At 65.8% G+C, this 20,817-nt stretch carries 20 protein-coding genes; 11 read left to right on the top strand and 9 right to left on the bottom strand.

The window, feature by feature from the left end; genetic code table 11:
* Positions 1-33 precede the first annotated feature (33 nt).
* Positions 34-804, bottom strand: coding sequence for a hypothetical protein (locus tag ACYQ01_RS13305; RefSeq protein WP_459934343.1), 771 nt, complete (start codon positions 802-804; stop codon positions 34-36).
* 5 nt (positions 805-809) lie between these two features.
* Positions 810-3,239, bottom strand: a complete 2,430-nt coding sequence (locus ACYQ01_RS13310) for a Lon protease family protein (RefSeq protein ID WP_459934344.1) — start codon at positions 3,237-3,239, stop codon at positions 810-812.
* Positions 3,240-3,542: 303 nt separating this feature from the next.
* Here ACYQ01_RS13310 and ACYQ01_RS13315 point away from each other — a divergent pair, with 303 nt between their 5' ends.
* The 6 genes from ACYQ01_RS13315 (at position 3,543) to ACYQ01_RS13340 (ending at position 10,132) form a co-directional block, all read left to right on the top strand.
* A complete protein-coding gene (locus tag ACYQ01_RS13315; protein WP_459934345.1) occupies positions 3,543-4,646 on the top strand; it encodes an SGNH/GDSL hydrolase family protein in 1,104 nt (367 codons plus the stop codon).
* A gap of 250 nt (positions 4,647-4,896) precedes the next feature.
* Positions 4,897-5,574 carry a CBS and ACT domain-containing protein gene (locus tag ACYQ01_RS13320; protein WP_459934346.1) on the top strand — a complete coding sequence of 226 codons (678 nt, stop codon included), beginning with the start codon at positions 4,897-4,899 and terminating at the stop codon, positions 5,572-5,574.
* A 158-nt stretch (positions 5,575-5,732) separates the two neighbouring features.
* Positions 5,733-5,978, top strand: a complete 246-nt coding sequence (locus ACYQ01_RS13325) for a hypothetical protein (RefSeq protein ID WP_459934347.1) — start codon at positions 5,733-5,735, stop codon at positions 5,976-5,978.
* Between the two features lie 435 nt (positions 5,979-6,413).
* On the top strand, positions 6,414-6,989 hold the full coding sequence (locus ACYQ01_RS13330) for a manganese efflux pump MntP (protein ID WP_459934348.1): 576 nt from the start codon (positions 6,414-6,416) through the stop codon (positions 6,987-6,989).
* Between the two features lie 139 nt (positions 6,990-7,128).
* On the top strand, positions 7,129-8,058 hold the full coding sequence (locus ACYQ01_RS13335) for a DUF475 domain-containing protein (RefSeq protein WP_459934349.1): 930 nt from the start codon (positions 7,129-7,131) through the stop codon (positions 8,056-8,058).
* Between the two features lie 265 nt (positions 8,059-8,323).
* Positions 8,324-10,132: an ABC transporter ATP-binding protein gene (locus ACYQ01_RS13340; RefSeq protein ID WP_459934350.1), complete on the top strand. Its 1,809-nt coding sequence runs from the start codon at positions 8,324-8,326 to the stop codon at positions 10,130-10,132.
* 371 nt (positions 10,133-10,503) lie between these two features.
* Here the strand turns inward: ACYQ01_RS13340 and ACYQ01_RS13345 are convergent, their stop codons facing one another.
* Positions 10,504-10,812, bottom strand: coding sequence for a helix-hairpin-helix domain-containing protein (locus ACYQ01_RS13345; protein WP_459934351.1), 309 nt, complete (start codon positions 10,810-10,812; stop codon positions 10,504-10,506).
* Between the two features lie 40 nt (positions 10,813-10,852).
* Here ACYQ01_RS13345 and ACYQ01_RS13350 point away from each other — a divergent pair, with 40 nt between their 5' ends.
* Positions 10,853-12,235 carry a cobyrinic acid a,c-diamide synthase CobB gene (locus ACYQ01_RS13350; RefSeq protein WP_459934352.1) on the top strand — a complete coding sequence of 461 codons (1,383 nt, stop codon included), beginning with the start codon at positions 10,853-10,855 and terminating at the stop codon, positions 12,233-12,235.
* Positions 12,232-13,347 (top strand): cobalt-precorrin-5B (C(1))-methyltransferase CbiD, encoded by a 1,116-nt coding sequence (cbiD, locus tag ACYQ01_RS13355; protein ID WP_459934353.1) that lies wholly within the window; start codon positions 12,232-12,234, stop codon positions 13,345-13,347. The genes ACYQ01_RS13350 and cbiD overlap by 4 nt, the downstream gene beginning before the upstream one ends.
* A 79-nt stretch (positions 13,348-13,426) precedes the next feature.
* On the opposite strand, the gene ACYQ01_RS13360 is transcribed toward cbiD, so the two are convergent.
* Complete coding sequence (locus tag ACYQ01_RS13360; RefSeq protein WP_459934354.1) at positions 13,427-13,639, bottom strand: ferredoxin; 213 nt, start codon at positions 13,637-13,639, stop codon at positions 13,427-13,429.
* Positions 13,640-13,720: 81 nt separating this feature from the next.
* On the opposite strand from ACYQ01_RS13360, the gene ACYQ01_RS13365 reads away from it, so the two are divergent.
* Entirely contained in the window at positions 13,721-14,032 is a 312-nt protein-coding gene (locus ACYQ01_RS13365) for a zinc-ribbon domain-containing protein (protein ID WP_459934355.1), read from the top strand.
* Positions 14,033-14,039: 7 nt separating this feature from the next.
* On the opposite strand, the gene ACYQ01_RS13370 is transcribed toward ACYQ01_RS13365, so the two are convergent.
* From ACYQ01_RS13370 to ACYQ01_RS13385, 4 genes are all read right to left on the bottom strand, one after another.
* A complete protein-coding gene (locus ACYQ01_RS13370; protein ID WP_459934356.1) occupies positions 14,040-14,381 on the bottom strand; it encodes a hypothetical protein in 342 nt (113 codons plus the stop codon).
* Positions 14,382-14,567: 186 nt separating this feature from the next.
* On the bottom strand, positions 14,568-16,424 hold the full coding sequence (locus tag ACYQ01_RS13375; RefSeq protein ID WP_459934357.1) for a carbamoyltransferase family protein: 1,857 nt from the start codon (positions 16,422-16,424) through the stop codon (positions 14,568-14,570).
* A gap of 88 nt (positions 16,425-16,512) precedes the next feature.
* A complete protein-coding gene (locus tag ACYQ01_RS13380) occupies positions 16,513-16,662 on the bottom strand; it encodes a DUF5989 family protein (RefSeq protein ID WP_173082343.1) in 150 nt (49 codons plus the stop codon).
* A gap of 17 nt (positions 16,663-16,679) precedes the next feature.
* Entirely contained in the window at positions 16,680-17,087 is a 408-nt protein-coding gene (locus ACYQ01_RS13385; protein ID WP_459934358.1) for an SxtJ family membrane protein, read from the bottom strand.
* Between the two features lie 335 nt (positions 17,088-17,422).
* Between ACYQ01_RS13385 and ACYQ01_RS13390 the strand changes: the two genes are divergently transcribed.
* Positions 17,423-17,944 carry a rhodanese-like domain-containing protein gene (locus ACYQ01_RS13390; protein ID WP_459934359.1) on the top strand — a complete coding sequence of 174 codons (522 nt, stop codon included), beginning with the start codon at positions 17,423-17,425 and terminating at the stop codon, positions 17,942-17,944.
* A gap of 233 nt (positions 17,945-18,177) precedes the next feature.
* On the opposite strand, the gene ACYQ01_RS13395 is transcribed toward ACYQ01_RS13390, so the two are convergent.
* Complete coding sequence (locus ACYQ01_RS13395; RefSeq protein WP_459934360.1) at positions 18,178-18,999, bottom strand: hypothetical protein; 822 nt, start codon at positions 18,997-18,999, stop codon at positions 18,178-18,180.
* A 271-nt stretch (positions 19,000-19,270) separates the two neighbouring features.
* Here ACYQ01_RS13395 and ACYQ01_RS13400 point away from each other — a divergent pair, with 271 nt between their 5' ends.
* The gene (locus tag ACYQ01_RS13400; protein WP_459934361.1) at positions 19,271-20,647 is read left to right on the top strand and encodes a hypothetical protein; all 1,377 of its coding nucleotides are present in this window, start codon (positions 19,271-19,273) and stop codon (positions 20,645-20,647) included.
* The last annotated feature ends 170 nt before the right edge of the window (positions 20,648-20,817 follow it).

Raw genomic sequence — 20,817 nt, forward strand, 5'->3', positions numbered from 1 at the left:
GGCGCAGACGGACGAAGGGGATGGCGGGGGCCATCAGGACTTGACCTTTATTTGCCAGGTATCAACGATTTGTTTTTCCCGCAAGACTCGAGGATTGTCCGGAGCCATGGCCGCGGCCCGGTCTGCGGCTTCCTGGGCATGGGTCATCCAGCCGCCCTGGCGCAGGCTCTGGGAAGCCATGACGAAGAGCATCTCGGGATGGCGGCCGTATATGGAAAGCTGCAGGTCGTCGTAGTCGGCTCCGAAGGTCTTGCGCATGAGTTCTTCATGGTCGAAAAGCAGACGCCCCAGCAGGGCGTTTTCCCTCTGGTCGCGGAGGTATTCGATGAAGAGCTTGCGGCATTGCACGATGAAAAAACGCACCCGGGCCACCTCGCGCCGGATGGACTCGTTGGTCTGCAAGAGCATCTGGAAGAGTTCGCGCGAGATGATGTGTTCGCGTTCGGGCAGTTCGCGGTCGAGCAGTTCGGTGAACCAGGGACCGTAGTTCTGCTGCTGGTAGGCGTCTTCCTTGAGCTTCATGGTCTCGTGGAAGATGTAGCCCAGGCTCCATTCGAGAAACTGTCCCGTGAGCTCCTGCTTGCCGTCGTTTTGAAACAGGTGGTGGGCGGTGTCCTTGAGTCTCCAGAGCAGCCCCTTGTTCATCTCCACGCCCAGGAGGTCGCGAAAGACCTCGAACGACACCTTGGAATTGTCGTCGAAGTTGATGAACTGGGCTTCCAGGATGTCCACGGACAGGCAAAAGTCCCGCAACAGGTCGCGGGCGAACTCCGGCATTTTTTCTCGAATCCAGACTTTGGACATGGGCGTCATGACTCGCAGCTTAGGGGGTTGCGCCCGCCGCCCCATTTGGCGGCGAGCCTGGCCAGACAGGCCACGCGCTCGTCCACCAGCCGGAACAGCGACCCTTCCGGGTAGGTTCCTTCCGGTGCGCGTTGGCCGGCGGGCAGGCCGGTGAGGATTTCCATGGCCTCTTCGATGGTTCGGATCGGGTGGATGGAAAACTTTCCCTCGGCCACGGCCTGGACCACTTCTTCCTTGAGCATGAGGCTGACCACGTTATCCGCCGGGATGAGCACCCCCTGGTCGCCGGTCAGGCCCCGGCGGCGGCAGACCTCGAAGAAGCCTTCGATCTTCTGGTTCACCCCGCCCACGGCCAGGATGGCTCCGGACGAACTCACCGCCCCGGTGAAGGCGTAGGAAAGGCTGATGGCCCGTCCCGACAGGGCGGAAAGCAGGGCGGCCAGTTCCGCGCCCGAGGCCGAATCGCCCTCCACCTCGGCATAGCTTTGCTCGAAACACAGGCTGCCGGTGAGCACCACGGGTTTGTCCTGGGCGAACTGGTTGATGAGGTAGCTCTTGAGGATCATCATGCCCTTGGTATGGATGGGACCGCCCAGTTCGGCCTCGCGCTCCAGGTCCATGATGCCGCCGTGGCCCACGCCCACGGTGCAGGCGATCTGATGGGGCAGCCCGAAGGCGAAATCGCCGTACATGCGCACGGAAAGCCCGTTGGCCAGGCCCACGGCTTCGCCGGAGGTGGCCACGCGGATGATTTCGCGGTCGTATTCGACCAGGTATTCCTCTTCGAGCAGGTTGGCCCGGAAGAACCGCGCGTCGCGCGCCTGGCGCAGCACGTCCCCGTCCACCACCGTGCGGCCCTTGAGCCCGGCCAGGGCCGAGGCTTCGATCATGAGTTCGCGCAGCAGGGGCAGGCGCAGGGTGAGGCGCTCCTGGTCCTCGCACAGGGCCGAGGCCTGTTCGACGAGCAGGGCCAGGGCCTGGCGGTCGAAAGGCTTGAGCTGGGCCTGGGCGATGATGCGGCCCAGAAGGGGCAGGTAGCGGGCCTGGTTTTCGGGCGTGCGCGGAATGTAGTCCTGAAGGTGGGCCTTGAGCTTGAAGAGCTTCTGGAACCGTTCGTCCCCGTAGAGCAGAATTTCGTAAGCCTCGTCGCTGCCCACCAGGATGACTTTGGCCGTAAGCGGCAGGGGCTCGGGTTCTATGGTGCGGGTGCGGGTCTGTTCGCCGTCCGAGGGGTCCTCGATCTTGCACAGGCCCGAGCGCAGGGCGCGCAACAGGCCTTCCCAGGCCATGCCGCCGTGCACCAGGTCGTCGATGCGCAACACGAGGTAGCCGCCGAGCGCGCGCTGGAGCGAGCCGGCCTTGATCAGGGTGTGGTCGGTGTAGAGCGCGCCGTAGTCGGACTCGCGCTCCACGCACCCCAGCAGGTTGTGGTGGGTGGGGTGGTCTTCCACCACCACGGGCGCACCCACGGTGCGCGAGTTGTCCACGAAGAGGTTGACCTCGTAACGGGCTTCCAGGTCGTCGGCGGTCAGGCCCTGGTCCAGGCCGGGATGCTGTCCGGCGGGCTGGGGGTCCTTGACGAGAAAACCCTCGAAGTTCTCGATGATGTCCTGACGCACCGAGCGCAGGAAATCCTCGACCTCCTTGTGGGACATGAAGTCGCGCAGCAGGCCGGCCAGGTGCCAGTCCACCACTTCGGCCACGGTCTCCTGGTCGAGTTTCTTTTCGCGTTCCTTGTAGGCCCGGTCCTCCAGGGAGAGCTTGCGCAGCGAGCCGCCCAGGTCGTTCATCACGGTGTCGCCCTGGGATTTCAGGCGCTTGCGCACCTCGGGGTCCATGCGTTCGTACTCCTCGTCGCTGACCACCTTGCCTTCCAGCAGGGGATAGAGGGTCAGCGCGCCGGAGTCGTCCATTTCCAGGCTGAAGCCCTTGCGCGAGGCCAGGGACTCCATCTCGGAGAACAGGTCCTCCCGGGCGGACTGGAACGAGCGGGCCAGCGTCTGGCGCTTGCTCACGTAGGCTTCCTGCTCGAAGCGCGAGGGAATCTCCTCGCGCACGGCCGAGACGGCCTTGGCCAGGTCGGTCTTGAGGCGGCGTCCCTGGCCCGAGGGAAGACGGATGGCCCTGGGACGGTCTTCGTCCTCGAAGTTGTAGGTGTAGATCCAGTCCGGCGGGGTGGGGCTCTTGGCGGCCACGGGGCTCAGGAATCCCTGCAGAAAATAGGTGCGGCCCAGATACGGGTCGCCGGCCAGGAAGACGTTGTATTCGCGCCCGGAAAGGGAGAGCCCCAACTCCAGGGCCGAGATGGCCCGGGGCTGAAAGGCCGCGGTGGAAACCTCGCCCGCGGGAATCTCCCGGCTGTCGGCGTAGGGGATGGATTCGGGCGGACAGACGGCGCGCAACGTGTGCACGGGCAAAGGAACGGGCTTGACCATAGAACGGTTCGCCCCGGCGGGGGCATTCTCCTTGGCTGATGGACGAAAGGATCGAGGAGGTCGGGCGCGGGTCGCACCACTCCCCGTGGGAACTCTACTCCGAGGCGGCCCGTCGATCAAGGTCCGGCGAAGGGCTCGGCAGGGGCGAAAGGCCGGCGGCGGCGCCGGGCGGCGGCCGCCAAAAATGTTTTGCGGGGAGAAGGGGCATGGGATACGCCAGCCCGACGAATTGTGAACGAACGCCCGGCGGCCGGCGAAAGCCGGTTCGCCGGGAGGCAACACGCGCAAGGCGGTGTGTGGAGCATGAAAAAAATACTGTATTACGGCATCATCGTCGTGGTGCTGGCCGGCCTTGTCGCCGGTTTGTCGGCCGTGTACCTGCATTCTTACGAAGTCCACGTCTACAAGAAACGGACGAGTCAGTTCCTCAAACAGTTGTCCGAATCAAAAGCCGTGGAAAACCAGACGGCCGGCGACGCCAAGACCATGAGCCTGGACGACTTCGACTACCGGAAAGTGCATCCGTATTGCGGGTTCAAGGCCATGGCCTCGGTGGACGCGCAGTCGCGGACCGGGCCGGTGCACATCGTCACCAACTCGCTTGGACAGCGCTCCCCGGAACTTGCCGCCGAAAAGCGCGAATTTCGCATAGCCATCGTCGGCGGATCGGTCGCGTTTCAGGGCACCACCAACGAGGACGCCATAATCGCCCGGCTCGCCCGGCTGTTTCAGGACGCCGGCGTGCCCACCGCCTACATCAACGCCTCCACGCTGTCCTTTATTTCCAACCAGGAACTGGCCGTCCTGGTGCAGGACCTGCTGGACGAAAAACCGGATCTGGTCATCTCGTTCGACGGGTACAACGACATCCAGCACATCATGTACTACAACGGCCGGGTCGGCTGGCCCCCCATGCGCTGGGACAACCTGGGCGCGGAGCAGACCAAGCACATGAACCAGACGGCGGCGTCGTATTATCCGCTCATCCGCCCGGAACTGGACGCGACCCTGCCGGACCGGATTCAGGGCGCGCTCGACAACTATCTGTCGACCGTCGAAAAAATGGCCACCATCTGCCAGGCCTTCGGCATAAAATACCTGGCGTGCCTCCAGCCGTACCGGGACTTCAAGCCCGCGCTGTGCCGGGAGCACCAGAGCGTGGACAATGAAATGGGGTCGAAGGACTACTTTTTCTGCCAGGCCGAGACCAGGTTCGCCGAGTGGGAAAAAGCGCGGAAACACGGCGCGGCGTACGTCTCCCTGCTGGACTGCTTTCACGGGGAAAAGGAAAAACGCTTCACCGACGAGTGCCACTTCGACGACCAGGCCAACGCCCTGGTGGCCAAGCGCCTGTTCGACATCCTGCGCGAACAATTCCCCGGCCTGGTCCCGACTTCCGGGAACTGATCGCATCCGTTCCGGGGGCGACTGGTCATTGCCCTCGGGCGGGGGCTTTTGTTACGGTGCTTTCCTGCGCGGCCCGCGGAAAAATCCCCGCGGGCCGCGTGGCTTCACGAAAATCAAACCTTCGCGTATTGGCGATACGCTTCGGGCTTGACTTTCTTTCGCGCCTCGCCGGCGCGTTTTTTGAACAGGCTGCGCGAATCGACTTTTTCAACGGCCAGCTACGCCAGGGACAACCCAAGGAGAGAAGCCTATGCTCGTTCGGGAATGGATGACGAAAGACGTGGTGACCGTCAGGCCCGATACTTCCATGATGAAGGCGTCCAAGATCATGCGGGAGCGGAAGTTCGGCCGCCTGCCCGTGGTGGACGAGTCGGGCAAGCTCGTGGGTATCGTCTCGGATCGCGACCTCAAGGAGGCTTCGCCTTCCAAGGCCACCTCCCTGGACATGCACGAACTCTACTATCTGCTCTCCGAAATCAAGATCAAGGACATCATGACCAAAAACCCGATCTCGGTGAAGCCGAACGAGACCGTGGAAAAGGCCGCCATCCTCATGATGAACCACAATTTCGGCGGCATGCCCGTGGTGGACGACGAAAACAAGGTGGTGGGCATCATCACCAATTCCGACGTCTTCAAGGTGCTCGTGCACATCACCGGCGCCACCGAGGGCGGCGTGCAGTTGGCCTTCAACATGCCAAACGTCCCCGGCACGCTCAAGCGCGTCTTCGACGACCTCAAGGACTACGGAGCCCGGGTGCTCTCGGTGCTGACCTCCTACGACACCGCCGAGGAAGGCTATCGCAAGGTGTTCATCCGCATTCAGGAAGTGGACAAGTCCGTGCTTTCGTCCATGGTGGATCTGTTTACCAAAAAGTACAATCTGGTCTACTGGGTGCGCGACAACGTGCATCCCATCAGCCTGTAGCGACAGCGACTCCCTTTCCCGCGCCCGGACCGGCGGCTTTCGGCCCGGGCGCGTTCGCGTCATCGATATGCGGCCCTTGACGACGGGCCGGACGTGGCTACTTGTTGCTGAGCGCCGGACGGTGTCCGGCGATGTTTTTTTCCCCTAAGGAGACAACCATGACGCTTGAAACCCGCTTCTGCCCCCACTGCGGGGTGCAGCTCTCCCCCTGGGTGGGACCGCCCGAGTCCGGCTGGGGCCTTATTCTCGTGTGCAACAACAACGACTGCTCCTTCTTCGCCGGGTCGGGCGAATCCATTCGGCACAAGGAACCGGACTCCCCCCTGGGCTGCCGGTACGCCGAAGACCCCGACAACGGGTACACGCCCTTCAACCTGCTGTCCTGGCTGGGCCCCCACAAATAGCCCGCTTCCGTGTCCCGCGCCCGGCCGACTCCCGAGCCGGGCGGACCGGACGACGATCCGCCCGGCTTGTTTCGCGCGTGCTCGCTCCCCTCGCCCCGCGCCTTCCACGACCCGTAGCAGCCTGTTGCAAAATTCTTGCTGGCTGCGTTGCTGCAAAACGCTCAACCCCTCAACGGATGCCAACTCCGCTTCGGGTTTGGCTTTTTCTCGCGCCTTGCCAGCACGTTTTTTGAACAGGCTGCAAGAATAGACTTTTTGGGCGGGCTGGTAGCCCCCGCTTTTCCTCCTGGCCAAGACGCGGTCTTTCGCGCCCGCCCGGACCGGCCTCCACTGCGGCGCGAGAAAAAGGCCCGGCAATAATCATTTTGGTTTTTGCGAATCTGTCGTACCGAGCTTCCTGGATGCCCGACGTCAACCCATCGAGGACACAGCGTTATGCCTTTTCCCACTCTTCTGGCTCTGGCCGTGGCCCTGGCCATGGACGCCTTCGCCGTGGCCCTGGCCACGGGCGTGTGCCTGCCCAAGGTGCGTTCGGGCCACACCCTGCGCATGGCCGGAGCCTTCGGACTCTTCCAGGGCGGAATGCCCGTGGCGGGCTTTGTCCTGGGACTCGCCGTGCGCCCCTTTGTGGAGCGCTACACAGGGTGGACCGCCTTCGGCCTGCTGGCCCTGGTGGGGGCCAAGATGCTCTGGGAGGCCTTTCACAAGGACGAGGAAGCCTGCGCGACCAAAGATCCCACTCGCGGCCTGGCCCTTTTGCTCCTGGCCGTGGCCACCAGCATCGACGCCCTGGCCGTGGGGCTCACGTTTTCCGTGCTTGGAACGCCCATCTGGACTCCCGCCCTGGTCATCGGGCTCGTCTGCGCGCTCATTACGGCCTGCGGGTTGCATCTGGGGGCCTTGGCGGGCCGGGTGGCGGTGGTGAGCCGCTATGCCGAAATACTGGGCGGGCTGGTGCTCATCGCCATCGGGGTGAAGATCCTGCTCGATTCGGGGTCCGTCGCGTTGTGAACCGGGCCGGCGCGGCGGGACTTCCGCCACAAGGGCGCAACCCGCGACAGGGCGAAAACACGGCGTCCCGCGACCGCGAGATCCCGCGCTCCCCGCGCCCGGCCGCGCCTGGAAAAACCCTAGCCAACACCTGCAGACCATGACCATTCTTTCCGCAGCCTTCACCGTGGCCGGACTGTGCCTCTTCGAGACCATAAGCTCCATCGACAACGCCATCATCAACGCCGAAGTGCTCTCCACCATGGGGAAAAAATACCGGCGTTGGTTCCTTATCTGGGGCATTCTCATCGCGGTGTTCGCGGTGCGCGGCCTGTTGCCCTGGCTCATCGTCTGGGTGGTGACGCCGGGGGTCGGCCCCATGGAAGCCCTGACCGCCACCTTTTCCAGCGATCCCCGGGTGATGGCTGCGGTGGACGCCTCGTCTCCCATTCTGCTCATGGGCGGCGGTGTGTTTCTGCTTTTTCTTTTTTGCCACTGGCTGTTTCTCGAAGACAAAAACTTCGGTCTGCCGGGCGAACGCTTTTTCATGCGTCAGGGCGTGTGGTTCTACGCCGTGGTTTCGGTGCTCTTGACCGTCCTGGTGTGGTTCGCCATGAAAAAGGGCGAGATGGTGGCCTTTGGCGCCGTGGTGGGGTCCACGGCCTTTTTCATCACCCACGGCTTCAAGCAGAACGCCGAGCAGAGCGAACGCGAGCTCATGCATTCCCACAAGTCGGACCTGGCCAAGATCTTTTACCTGGAAATCATCGACGCCACCTTCTCCATCGACGGCGTGCTGGGGGCCTTCGCCTTCACCCTGTCGGTGCCGCTGATCCTTCTGGGCAACGGCCTGGGGGCCTTTGTGGTGCGCGAACTCACGGTGCGAAACGTCGAGCGCATCAAGAAGTATCGCTACCTCAAGAACGGGGCCATGTACTCGATCTTCTTCCTGGGCTGGATCATGGTGCTCGACGCTTTCGACATGCACATTCCCCACTGGCTCTCGCCCGCCGTGACGTTTGGCGTGGTGGCGTGGTTTTTCGTCAAGTCCCGCAGGGAGATGGACAGCGAAGACGCGCAAGCGGCGTAAAACGGAAGCGGCCGGAAGAAAACGTCGCGCCTTACGCTTCGCGAGCGACCATGCCCGCAACGCGCCGCGACGATCGACCCCGCTCCCCTCAGCCTCCGGGGCAACGTCCGCATCGCGTTTCAGCATGACCGGTTGTCGCATGCGGGGCATCCGGCAAGGCGCTCTTTTGTCTCCTCGATCCCGTCTGTGGGAGCGGCGTCCGCCCCCCCATTGACCGGATTCGCCGCCGGGTGACGCGGCAACCGGTTTGGGATAGACCGCGCGGATGCCACTCAACCATTCCTGGCGGCTCGTCCGTCTCATCCCCTTCGTGCGTCCGTACGGCCGGCGGTTCCTGCTGGGCGCGGGGGCCAACGTGCTGGCCCGGGCCTGCGACCTGGCCCCCATGGTGCTGGTGGGCCGGGTGGTGGACGCCATAACCGCCGCCCAACACGGGGGCCTGACCTCCTGGCGCACCCTCCTGTACTACGGCTTGGCCGTGCTGGTGTCGTTTCTGCTCTTGGCGCTGTTTCAGACCGTGAGCGACTACCAGCTCGACAACATAGCCCAGCAGGTGCGCCACGACCTGCGCGTGACCCTGTACGAACACCTGCAACGTCAGGACATGCGCTTCTTCGAGGACCGCCAGGCCGGGGACCTGCTCTCCGTGGTCTCTTCGGACGTGGACACCATGGAAAATTTCCTGGCCGACGCCACCACCAGCCTGGTGCGCCTGGTGGTGACCTTCGCCGGCACCTTCGGCGTGCTCTTCTGGCTGGACTGGCGGCTCGCCCTGCTGCTGCTCGCGCCCATGCCCGTGGCCGTGGCCGCGGTGCGCCACTTCGCCACCAAGGTGCGCCCCCGGTACCGGGCCGCGCGCGAGGCCGTGGGCCAGGTGTCGGCCGTGATCGACAACAACCTGCGCGGCATGGGGGTCATTCAGGCCTTCACCGCCGAGGCTGAACAGGCCAGGCTGGTGCGCGACCGCTCGGCCGACTACCGGGACGAGGCCATCGCGGCGACCAAGGCCAGGGCGCGTTTCATCCCGACCCTGTACGCCGTGGCCGGCGTGGCCTACGCCCTGCTTATCGCCGGCGGGGGGTGGCTCACCCTCGAAGGCCTGGGCCCGACGCTCGGCGACTACGCCACCTTCGTGCTCCTGGCCATGCGCCTGGTGCTGCCGCTCTTCGTCATGGGCATGCTCATCAATCAGGTGCAGCGCTCCGAAGCGGCGGCCGGACGCATTACGGCCCTTTTGGACCTCGCTCCCCGCATCGACGACAAGCCGGACGCCATGTCCCTGGAAGAGCGCCCCGAGCGGGTGGACTTCGACGACGTGCGTTTCGCCTACCCGGACCGTCCGGCCGTCATCAACGGCGTGAGCCTGCGTCTGCGGCGGGGCCGGGTGCTGGGCGTGGTCGGGCCCACGGGCGCGGGCAAGTCCACCCTGGTCAAGCTGCTCCTGCGCCATGTGGAGCCGGCATCCGGGGCGATCCTGCTCAACGGGCGTCCCCTGGGCGACTACACCCTGCAAAGCCTGCGCCGCCACATGGGCTACGTCTCGCAGGACGCCTTTCTCTTTTCGGGCACGGTGGCCGACAACATTCGCCTGGGCAGTCCCCAGGCCCCGGACGACGCCCTGCGCCAGGCCGCCGAGGTGGCCGGTGCGTGGGAGTTCATCCGCGAGTTGCCGCACGGTTTCGACACGCCCGTGGGCGAAGGCGGGGTCAAGCTCTCGGGCGGACAGCGCCAGCGCATCTCCCTGGCCCGGGCCGTGCTGCGCGATCCGGCCATCCTGATCCTGGACGAGGCCACCTCGGCCGTGGACACCCGCACCGAGGAGCTCATTCAAACGAATCTCCTGGGGCTGCGCCGGGGGCGCATGACCCTGGCCGTGGCCCACCGGCTTTCCACCATTCGCCACAGCGACGAAATCGTCGTGTTGGTGGACGGGGTCATCGTGGAACGCGGGACCCACGAGGAGCTCCTGGACGAAGAGGGCGTGTACGCCGGGCTGTGGGCCGTGCAGAGCGGGGAAGGGCCGGGCAGCGCGGAGCGGGACGGGGCAAACGGCCAGCACGTGTCGCGTTCTTGAAAACCGCGCGAGGAGCCTTTACGATCACGGGTTGCAATGCCTCCGGCGGCCAAAGGGGCGCCGCCCCTGGACCCCGCTGGGGGCGGAGCCCGCCCCCAGACCCCCGCAAGGGAGAGCGGGAGAGGTGAAACGGGGCGAAACGAAAGACGAACGCGAAAAGAGAGTGATAAAAATCAGGGCCTGTTTTCGGCGAAGCCGAAAACAGGCCCTGATTATTTTTTTTCTTCGCGCCTGTTCAGGGCCTGGCGCGGCCGACCAGCATCCCGCAGGCAATCGGGGAGCCCCGAGGGGGTCACCCCCTCGGGCCGCCGGAGGCATTCCAAACAATTCCTCTTGCACGTTCCCGGATGCGGGCGTTTCAGGGACGCGCCCTAGCCTTCGCCCTGCGGCCACGCATGGTCCTGGCTGGGGTCGTCTTTCCAGCGCCACCACTTGAGTTTTTCCGGGGGCCGGTCTTCGGGGCCGGTGCGGGCGTAGAAGGCTGCCAGGCGAAAGACGTAGAGCATGCAGCGGTCCACGCGGGTCCCGGCCAGGGCGCACAGGGCGTCGTACATTTCGCGGGGGTCGCGTCGGGCCACGTCGTCCAGGTCGCGGCAACCCAGGTCCCAGAGGTCCTGGGCGCACTTGGTCCCCACGCCCGGTATCTGGCGAAAGGCCTTGAGCGCAACGGGTTTGTCCATGCGATTGCCTTTTTCCGGCAGTGCTATACCATCCCCGGCCATGACGAAAGCGCTACTTGTCGCCTCCACCGGCAGCGGGCGGGGCAAGACTTCCCTCACCCTGGGCCTGCTGCGCGCCTTGGCTCGCCGGGGGCTTACGGTCGCGCCCTTCAAGACCGGGCCGGATTTCATCGATCCCGGGCTGCACGCTTTGGCCTGCGGCCGGGTGAGCACCAACCTCGACTCCTGGATGCTTTCCGACCGGACCAACCGGGGGATCTTCGCCCGCGGCGCCCGTGGAGCGGACGTGGCCCTGATCGAGGGCGCCATGGGGCTCTTCGACGGCCTGGACGGCGCGGACGAACGCGGCAGCGCGGCCCACATGGCCAAGCTCACGGGAGCCGGAGCGCTCCTCGTGGTCGACGTCTCGGGCATGGCCCGCAGCGTGGCCGCCCTGGTCCGGGGATTCGCCCGCTTCGACCCGGACCTGAACACGGTCGGCGTGGTGTGCAACAAGGTGGGCGGACCGGGCCATCGCGATATCCTGGCTCAGGCCCTGGCCGGTCCGGGCGCGCCGCCCCTTTTGGGCCTTCTGCCCCGCGACCCCGGCGTGGTCTTGCCCTCGCGCCATCTGGGGCTGGTCACGGCCGAGGACCTGGCCGAGACCGAACGTCTCATGGAAAACCTGGCCGATTGGGTCGAGGCCGGTCTGGACCTGGACGCCGTGCTTGCGGCCGCGCCGCTGCTGTCCCCGGACCTGCTGGCCGCCTGGGGACTGGAGTCCGACGCCCCGCCCGCTGGCGGGGCCGTGCGCCTGGGAGTGGCCAGGGACCGGGCTTTTTCCTTTTGCTACGAGGAAAATTTGCGCCTGCTGGCGCGCGCCGGGGCCGAGAGCGTGTTTTTTTCCCCCCTGGACGACGCGAATCCGCCTGCGCGGCTGGACGGACTGTACCTGCCCGGCGGCTATCCCGAGTTGCACGCCGCTCGACTGGCGTCCAACACCGGCATGCTCGCGGGCCTGCGCGCCTTTTGCGCCTCGGGGCGGCCGGTATACGCCGAATGCGGGGGATTTATGCTGCTTATGGAGGGCGTGCGCGATGGCGCCGGCACATTCCACGCCATGGCCGGGGTGTTTCCCTTTCGCGCGCGCATGGGGCGGCGCTTCGCCGCCCTGGGATATCGCGAGGCGCGTTTCACGGCGCCCACTCCGCTGGGACCGGCCGGGACCGTGGCCCGCGGCCACGAGTTCCACTACTCCTTTTTCGAGGACGCCCCGGGGCCGGGGATCTATGTCCGCACCGGGCGTGCGGGAGGGATGGCCGCGCCGGACGGCTTTCTCTCCGGGCGGACTCTGGGGGCCTACACCCACGTGCATTTCGCCTCCAACCAGGACTTGGCCGCCAACTTCGTCGAGGCCATGCGCTGCGCCGGGGGCGCGTCGTGAGCCGCGCGGGCGACCCGAGTTGCCTGCGTCACGGTTTCACCACGGGCACGGCGGCCACGGCCGCGGCCAAGGCCGGGCTGCTGGTCGCGCTGGGGTTGCCCGTGGCCGAGCGGATCGACGTTCCCCTGCCCGGCGGCGGGCGACTGCGCGTTCCCGTGGAGTGCGTGCGTCCCGATGACGGCGGGTGGCGCGGTTTTGTGATCAAGGACGGGGGCGACGACCCCGACGCCACCCACGGCGCGCGCATAAGCTGCCTGGTGCGTCTGGACCCGGCAGGCCCGGCCGGGCATGTTTCGGTGGACGGCGGATCGGGCGTGGGCCGAGTGACCCGTCCCGGACTGCCCGTGCCTGTGGGGCGGGCGGCCATCAATCCCGCGCCCATGGCCCAGATCGTGGCCGGCGCGCGCGAGGCCCTGCGCCAGGGGGTCTACGCGGGCGCGGCCAGCGTGCTGGTGGAGATAGAAAACGGCGAGGCCCTGGCCAGGCGCACGCTCAATCCCCGGCTGGGCGTGGTGGGGGGGCTTTCCGTCCTGGGCACGGCCGGCGTGGTCAAGCCGTTCAGCCATGCGGCCTGGAAGGCCACCATCGATTCCGGCCTGCGCGTGGCCCGGGCCGCCGGACTTGCCGTGGCGGGCTTTTCCACGGGCCGGCGCAGCGAGCGTCTGCTGGCTGCGGCCTGCCCGGATCTGCCCGAACTCGCCCTGGTGCAGGCGGCGGATTTTTTCGCGTTTTCGCTGCGTTTGGCCGCCGGGCTGGGTTTTACGCGTCTGGTCTGGGGATGCTATTTCGGCAAGCTGGTCAAGATGGCCCAGGGCCTTGAGTACACCCACGCCCACGCCGGCGCCACGGACACGGCCCTGCTGGCCGACCTGGCCTCCCTGGCCGGAGCCCCGTTGGACCTGCGTCGTGGGGTGGCCCAGGCCAATACCGCCCGCCACGCCCTGGAACTCATGGACGATCCGTCGGTGCGCGGTCGCTTCGTCACCCTGACCGCCGCCCGGGCCCTGGCCGCCGCCCGAGCCTTTGCCGGCAAGGGGCCGCACATACGTATCCTGTGCTTCGATTTTGCGGACGCGCCCCTGGTCACGGTGGAAAGCGCGGGCGCGGGGTGAAAAGGCCGGGGGAAACGCGGGAAAAAGGGGAGCGCGTCTCCCGGGGGCGGGGCGGTTTCCGAACGTCCCGGCCGGCTGGTCAGGCGTCGCCCTCGATTTCTATGCAGTCGTTGGGGCAATAGGCCATGGCCTGCCGGATTTGCTCCTCCGGCGCTTCGGTGACCAACTGGCGGGGATGGTCGGCGTCCGGGTCCATGGTGAAGAGTTCCGGGGCGATTTCGGCGCAGGCCCCGCATCCGTGGCACATTGGCAGATTGATGCTGAAGAGCTTTTGGGAAGGAGTGTCGGGCATGGCGGTCTCGCGGTGTCTTCGGGTTGCTCAAAAAACACATGTGCCGGGATATGGCCCGGCGTGTCAACGCGAGATCCCGGCATGATTTGCACAAAGTGCGGAGCGGACAATCCCGACGAGGCCACGGCCTGCCAGGTGTGCGGGCACAAGCTTCAGTCCCCGCGCGATCCGCGACCTTCGGAAAGCGCTCCGACACGGCGGGAACCCGTGCCCCTGCTGAACATGGCCCCGCGCGGCAAGGACCCCGGGCTGCGCCCCTACCGCGAGGCCTGGCTGGTGGGGTTGGGCGTTGCCGGCGCGGCCTTCGTCTTGCTGGGCGAGCATCTCGCCTGGCCGGTCTATCCCGTGGTCGCCCTGGCGGCGGGCTATGCCTGGTTGCGCGGCCTGCGGTGATCCGCCGTCAATCCGTGCCGCAGCATTGCACCGTGGAAGGCGCCTGGCAGTCGTCCCAGGGCGAATTCACCGTGGCCGTGATGCAGCCCGGAGCCACCTCGAAATTCAGCCGGGCCGAAGCCATGTGCCCCTGCCACGCCTTGCTGGTCACGATCACGTCCTTGTCGAAAACCTGACAGTAGAATTCGGCAAACACCGCCCCGTAGTGCGTATTGAAGACGTATACCTCGTCGCGTCGCCCGACGTAGCGAAATTCCGACGGTTTTTTGCAGGTGAGCGAGGCCAGAATTTCACGCAAAACGCACCGGGCCACCAACTCCTCGTCCATGGCGTGAACCTGCGGGGCCATTGCCCACAACAGTAGCGCGCAGAACACTATGCGTAGCGTTTTTTTCATGCCAAATGCCATTGCACGTTTCGTGCCCGGCGGCAAGGGCGAGGGAGAGGAAGGGGAAAACATGCGTGCCCCGAAGCAGTGCGGGGCGCGGGGGGCGCGCAGGCCCCCCACTTGTGCTTTTCGCTTTTTTTTCTGGGGCTAATCCAGTTCGTATTCGCTCTGCCAGTCGCTGTCGTCGGGCAGGGGGGGCTGCTCGGTCTTGACGAACAGCGCGTCGCCCACCACCAGGAAGTCCATTTCGGTGCGCATGAAGCAGCGGTAGGCGTCCGCGGGGGTGCAGACGATGGGCTCGCCGCGCACGTTGAAGCTGGTGTTGACGATGACCGGACAGTCCTGGGTGCGCCGGAAGGTGTCGATAAGCCGCCAGTACCGCGGGTTGACGTCGCGGCTGACGCTTTGGATGCGGGCCGAATAGTCCACGTGGGTGATGGCCGGCACGTCGGAGCGCACCACATAGAGGCGATCCCACATGCCCAGGTCGTTGTAGCCCTGGGGCAGGGGGTTGCGATGCTTTTCGCCCACCGGGGCCACGAGCAGCATATAGGGAGAGGGCCGGTCGATCTCGAAGTAGTCGGTGATGGCTTCTTCCATCACCGACGGGGCGAACGGACGAAAGCCCTCGCGGTATTTGATTTTGAGGTTGAGCTTTTTCTGCATCTCGGGGTTGCGCGGATCGCCCAGGATGGTGCGGTTGCCGAGCGCCCGGGGGCCGTATTCCATGCGGCCCTGGAACCAGCCCACCACGTTGCCCTGGGCCAGGAGTTCGCAGACCTTTTCGCAGAGCTTGTCGTAGTCGTCGTAGTAGTGGAACGGGGCGTGGCAACGGGCGGCCACGCGTTTGACGTCGGCCAGGGAGTACTCCGGTCCCAGATACGACCCCTGCATGGAGTCGCGCTTGGCCGGGGTGCGCGGCGCGCCCTTCCAGACGTGCCAGGCGGCCAGGGCCGCTCCCAGCGCGCCGCCCGCGTCGCCGGCGGCCGGCTGGATCCAGATGTCCTTGAAGGTCCCCTCGCGCAGGAGCTTGCCGTTGGCCACGCAGTTGAGGGCCACGCCGCCGGCCATGGTCAGGAAGTCGCAGCCGGTCAACTCCTTGGCGGTGCGGCCCAGGCGCAGCACCACGTCTTCGGTGACCTCCTGGATGGCCAGGGCCATGTCCATGTATTCCTGGCTGAGGTCGGTTTCCGAGGCGCGCTTGGGCAGGCCGAAGAGTTTCTTCCAGGCCGTTTCGTTGCACATCTTGAGCCCGGTGGCGTAGTCGAAATAGTCCATGTTGAGCAGCATGGAGCCGTCGGGACGCAAGTCGATGAGCGTGTCCAGGATTTTCCGGCGGATTTCCTCCACGCGCTCCGAGTTCGGGTTGCCGTAGGGAGCCAGGCCCATGAGCTTGTATTCGCCGGAGTTGACCTTGAATCCGCAATAGTAGGTGAAGGCCGAGTAGAGAAGCCCCAGGGAGTGGGGAAAGTCCAACTCGCGCAGGAAACGGATGGTGTTGCCCTGGCCCAGGCCGATGGTGGTGGTGGCCCACTCGCCCACGCCGTCGATGGTGAGGATGGCGGCCTCTTCGAAAGGCGAAGGATAAAAGGCGCTGGCCGCGTGGGACAGGTGGTGCTCGGGAAAAAGCACCCGGGGAGCGCCGTCGCCCAGTTTGGCGAACTCCTCCTTGAGCATGCGGCTCATGAAGAGCTTTTCCTTGATCCACACGGGCATGGCGGAAAGAAAGCTGGTCAGGCCCGCCGGGGCGAAGCCGTGGTAGGTTTCGAGCAGGCGCTCGAACTTGAGGAACGGCTTGTCGTAGAAGGCCACGGCCGAAAGGTCCTTGAGGCCCAGTCCGGCCTCGGCCAGGCAGTACGAAGCCGCGTTGGTGGGAAACGACGGATCGTGCTTGCGCCTGGTGAAGCGTTCCTCGTGGGCGGCGGCCACGATTTTTCCGTCCATGATGAGGGCGGCGGCGGAATCGTGGTAATAGGCGGACAGTCCGAGAATGGCGTCGGGCATGGGGAGTCCTGGGTTTGGCGGCCGCGCGGGGGGCGCGGCCGCCGGATGTGGCGTTTCGCGCGAAGGTCCGAACGGACCTCCGACGCGCTTAGAACAAGGTGTAAATGAAGGGCGCGATGGCCGACCCGCTGGTCAGCACGATGAGCACGCCGAACAACAACAGCACCAAGATGATGGGCAACAGCCAGAATTTCTTGCGGACTTTGAGAAAGCCCCACAAATCGCCGAGAAAGCTCATGGAGTCGTATCCTTGCTTCAGTAGGGGGTTTCGATGTCTGTGGCGGTGAAGGTGTGCTCGCGGACGCGAAACACCGAACCGTCGCCCTTCTTGAACCGACGCATCTGCATGGAGTCCTTGCCGAACAGTTTCCGCAACAACCCCATGGGCGTCAGCACCAGAAAAAAGACAAGCGACAGCAGAACCTTGGACATCACCGTGCCCAACAGGTGCGACAAGCCGAACCAGAGCTTGGCCACCGGCTTGAACACCGCGGGCACCACCATGTTCACCAGCAGCACCGCGATGGCGGCCAGCAGAAACGGACGTTTGTCGCCGAAAAGGGCCACCAGCATGCAGATCAGCGTCATGGCCATGCCGGTGTCCCGGGCTTCGGCCGTGCTGGCGGAAAACCAAAAACTCTTCTTTTTCTTCGTGTTGGCCATATTCTCCTCTCGGAAGCCAGCGCAAAATGCCAGAAACCGCGCCGTCAGGCAACTACAGGATTGTGGCAATACGGCTTCCATCGCGGTCTTGGATGTGTTTTTCCTCTTTGCATGGAAATTATGAATTGGAATCGGAGCGCGGATTTGTCTATATCCGAAAGGACGTTCCGGGGAGGCGGCCAAGACTGTCGTTTTTCGTTCGCCTCGCCAAGACCCGCCACGGGTCGCCCCTCCCCCGGCGAATAGGCCGGACGCTTTCGTGACGCAACCTGAACCCGATTTGCGCCCTGTACGGTATGACGACAGTTCCCCTTCCCCCGCGCGCGTTTCGCGTCTTGCACTGTTGGCCCCTGCTTTTCGTTCTCATTGCGCTGGTCCTGGCGGCCGCCTGCTCCAATTCCGGGCCGGAGCGCACCGATGCCTGGAAACAGGCCGAACTCGCCTCCCGCTATGCCCGATTTCGGAAAAGCCATCCCGAGGGACAAGACATCTCCGCCCGGGACGCCCTCAGTCTTCTGCGTCGACAAACCGCAATCTTCGTCGACGACCGCGAACCCTACGAACGCGCCGTGTCCATGCTGCCCGACGCCGTGGGAGCCAGCGAATTCCTGGCCGATCCCGAAATGGCCCAGGGGCGCACCGTGGTGGTCTATTGCTCCAACGGCGAACGCGGCGTGGACCTCGTGGCGCGACTCGCCGGGCAAGGCGTGCCCGCCGTGAACCTGGCCGGCGGCGTCCTCGCCTGGACCCACGTCCACGGACCCCTGGTCAATCCCCTCGGAGCCCCCACCGACCGCGTCCATGTTCATTCCCGGAAATGGAACCTGGCCGATTCGAAGTACGAGCCGGTCTGGTAGATGCCGGCGGGAGGCGCAAGCCTTCGGCGGCCAGAGGCGGCGCCCCTGGACCCCGCTGGGGGCGGACTCCGCCCCCAGACCGCCGCAAGGGAGAGCGAGAGAAGGAAAGACGGGACCTGCGGGGTCGGTGCGCGTTCGGGGAGGCAACCGGGGGGGCAGGGGGAATCATTCCCCCTGGCGGGGGTGCGGGGGCGGAACCTCCCACTCTTCATTTCTTCTCTTTTCTCCCCGGACTACACATCCAGCAAAAACGCCTTGGCCAGGGCCAGGGTTTCGTCGTAGGGGCGGCGGTTTTTGATGGCCAGGGCGAGTTCGAGTCCCATGGTCATTTTGTGCGCGGCGTCTATGGTCATTTCGCGGGCTTGGGCGTCGAGTCGTCGGCGGATGAAGGGTTCGTCGATGTTGTCGATGCAGAGCCGCAGGGCGTCGGCCAAGTAGGGGAAGGAGATGCCGGGCAGGAAGGGCAGCAGGCTGGCTTTGCCTTCGCGCCGGCTGAGCAGTTGAAGGAAGAGGAGTTTGAGGATGAGTTCCTCGGCGCGGGTGGCGTGGGACACGTCCGGGAACACGGCCAGGTCGAGGTTTCCGGCGCGCAGGCTTTCGAGCAGTCCTTGGGCTTGTTCCATGGTTTTGTCTTCGCTGGCCACGGGCATGCCGAAGGCTCCGCACAGGGTGATGAGGGTCTTGCGGGGGTTTTCCCCGGAAGCCACGGCGCAGGCGGCGGTGCGCATGAGGCGCAGCTTGCGCCGGTGGTCGCGCGAGACGGTGCGGGCCTTGATGTGGGCCATGCGGCGGAGGATTTCTTCCGTGGCCGAACTGGACAGGGATTCCAGCAGAAAGCGGGTATAGGGCTCCTGGGCCAGGGTCAGTTCGGCGGCCAGGTTTTGCGCGCCGCGTTTGGCGTCCAGGAGTTTTTTGATCGACAGCCAATAGGCCGCGTATCCCGCCGGAGGGATGCAGATGAGGTCGATCGCGGCCTGGGGTGAGGTGGAATCCGCCATGGCGTCATTTTGCAGGATGGCGGGAAAGGAGGCAAGCGTCAGCTCCGGTTCGGACAAAAAACCCGTCCTGTTGTCGGGGAAGAGGTCTTTCCCGTCCCAACCGCGTAAAGAAATTCGTGAATCGGCCGATAGCGAGGAAAAATCGCCACCGAAACGGCCGGAGGAAGAGCGCTTCGTTCGGTCTTGAGGAGGGGCTATGGCGCAGTCGTCGGGATCGTCCACGGCCAGGACCGGACCGCCCGCGCGGCGGATGAAGCGACGTATGTCGCGGCGCGATATTTCGGAGCGGGGCATTTCTTGCGAGGAATGTCGGCGGCGCGTTGGGGTGTTGCCTCTTTCCGCAGGTCAGGAGTCGCGCGGGGAAGTCCCCGAGGAGTCGCGCGGGGAGTCGTCCGACGCGGTCTTGCGCAAGCTGTTCGGCCGGTCGGCCGGGACGGCCGACCTGGGGGGAGGGCGCACGCGGGTGACGACCGTGGACCGGACCCGGGCCGAGATCTGGGAGTACGACGGGAAGCGGCTGTGCGCGAGGCGGTCGGCTTCGGTGTCGGGCGGCAAGGCGGTGAGCGCCCTGACCCGTTTCGATACCGCGGGCCAGGTCGACCTGGAGGTGCGAGCCGAAGTGGACGGCGTGGGACAGGCGGCCGGAGCGGCCACTTCGGCCATGCTCCAGCGCGACGTCCGGTGGTACAACGCGGGCCGACTGATTCGGGAAATGTACGACACCGTGAGCGTGCACGTGGACGGGGCGGGCGCCCTGCTGGTGCTGCCCGCCGCGGATTCCGGGGCGCTGGTGCGCTATTCGGCCGTGATTCAGGAGTACGTCGGCGGCGAGCTGGCCGCGCTCACTTCCCTGGACGTGACGTCGTGCCGGGAGGGGGGACTGGGCGGGGCCCTGTCGGCGTTCGTCATCCGCTATGACGACCAGGGCCGCCAGACCGGGGAGACGGCCTTTTCAGACGTTTTGGACCCGGACTGCGGGGCGCGCAAGCGTCGGGCTTCGTCGGCTTGGTCGCCGCACGACCGGTCCGCCGGTCGGGCCTGGGGCCAGGCCGTCACGCCCTGCCTGGGCGGGGCGGCTCCCGGGGCGCTGACCCTGTTGGGCCTTACGGGGGAGGAAGTCCGCCAGGCCGACGCCCTGACCGCCGGCGACCTGCTGTCGCTGGTTTTTTCCCGGGCCTGCGCGTTGCCTTCGGCGTTTGCCTGGAACGTGCGCGGCCACATGGCGGGCAAAAGCCTGGAGGGGTTAAGCGTCGGACGCAACGTTCCCCTGAGCGTCAAGTGGACGAGCGAATCCACGGACGCGAGCCGGCTGGTCACGCGCCGGGAGGACGGTCTGGCCGTGGAGAGCGGCCAGGAGTCCGGTCGGCCGGGATGGCGCAACGCGTCGGGGGCCGCGTGGTGCTACGAGCGCCGCAGCGACCACCTGGAAGAGGTCTACGACGGAGCCAAGTTGGTGCGTCACGCCAGAAGCGCGCTTCGCGAGGAGGTCGGGGACTCTCCGGAGGGGACGGCTTTTCTCGTCACGCGGGCCAAGGCCGTTCTGGTGGAGGCGCAGGGCCCGGCCCAGGGCGAAGCCGTGTTTCCCGGCGGACTCCATGCGGTGGACGATACGGCCGATGCCGCTTCGCGGGGGCTGCGCGAGACGGGAGGGGCCATGTTGCGCGAAGTGGCGGCCCTGATCGGACGCATGGGGCCTGCGCGCTGAGGAACCGGGAAGGCGGACCGCCTGTTGCCAATGGCCCGCGCGTGGTGTAGCGAAAAGGCCGGTCGGCAGTTCACCCAGGCGTCGCCGCCCCGAAAGGGGAGCTAAACCTGCCGGAATTCCCACAGCTCTCGACACCTCAAGCGCGTGCCGAGCCGCAAGTCGGCGACCAC

This window comes from Fundidesulfovibrio butyratiphilus, from assembly GCF_054657235.1.

Bases quoted from the DNA above. Each gene is read 5' to 3' on its own strand.
- ACYQ01_RS13310 (WP_459934344.1), bottom strand. From the start codon at position 3,239: ATGGTCAAGCCCGTTCCTTTGCCCGTGCACACGTTGCGCGCCGTCTGT.
- ACYQ01_RS13325 (WP_459934347.1), top strand. From the start codon at position 5,733: ATGACGCTTGAAACCCGCTTCTGCCCCCACTGCGGGGTGCAGCTCTCC.
- ACYQ01_RS13370 (WP_459934356.1), bottom strand. From the start codon at position 14,381: ATGGCCCCGCAGGTTCACGCCATGGACGAGGAGTTGGTGGCCCGGTGC.
- ACYQ01_RS13365 (WP_459934355.1), top strand. From the start codon at position 13,721: ATGATTTGCACAAAGTGCGGAGCGGACAATCCCGACGAGGCCACGGCC.
- ACYQ01_RS13320 (WP_459934346.1), top strand. From the start codon at position 4,897: ATGCTCGTTCGGGAATGGATGACGAAAGACGTGGTGACCGTCAGGCCC.
- ACYQ01_RS13375 (WP_459934357.1), bottom strand. From the start codon at position 16,424: ATGCCCGACGCCATTCTCGGACTGTCCGCCTATTACCACGATTCCGCC.
- ACYQ01_RS13360 (WP_459934354.1), bottom strand. From the start codon at position 13,639: ATGCCCGACACTCCTTCCCAAAAGCTCTTCAGCATCAATCTGCCAATG.
- ACYQ01_RS13335 (WP_459934349.1), top strand. From the start codon at position 7,129: ATGACCATTCTTTCCGCAGCCTTCACCGTGGCCGGACTGTGCCTCTTC.
- ACYQ01_RS13350 (WP_459934352.1), top strand. From the start codon at position 10,853: ATGACGAAAGCGCTACTTGTCGCCTCCACCGGCAGCGGGCGGGGCAAG.
- ACYQ01_RS13340 (WP_459934350.1), top strand. From the start codon at position 8,324: ATGCCACTCAACCATTCCTGGCGGCTCGTCCGTCTCATCCCCTTCGTG.
- ACYQ01_RS13315 (WP_459934345.1), top strand. From the start codon at position 3,543: ATGAAAAAAATACTGTATTACGGCATCATCGTCGTGGTGCTGGCCGGC.
- ACYQ01_RS13305 (WP_459934343.1), bottom strand. From the start codon at position 804: ATGTCCAAAGTCTGGATTCGAGAAAAAATGCCGGAGTTCGCCCGCGAC.
- ACYQ01_RS13345 (WP_459934351.1), bottom strand. From the start codon at position 10,812: ATGGACAAACCCGTTGCGCTCAAGGCCTTTCGCCAGATACCGGGCGTG.
- ACYQ01_RS13385 (WP_459934358.1), bottom strand. From the start codon at position 17,087: ATGGCCAACACGAAGAAAAAGAAGAGTTTTTGGTTTTCCGCCAGCACG.
- ACYQ01_RS13380 (WP_173082343.1), bottom strand. From the start codon at position 16,662: ATGAGCTTTCTCGGCGATTTGTGGGGCTTTCTCAAAGTCCGCAAGAAA.
- ACYQ01_RS13330 (WP_459934348.1), top strand. From the start codon at position 6,414: ATGCCTTTTCCCACTCTTCTGGCTCTGGCCGTGGCCCTGGCCATGGAC.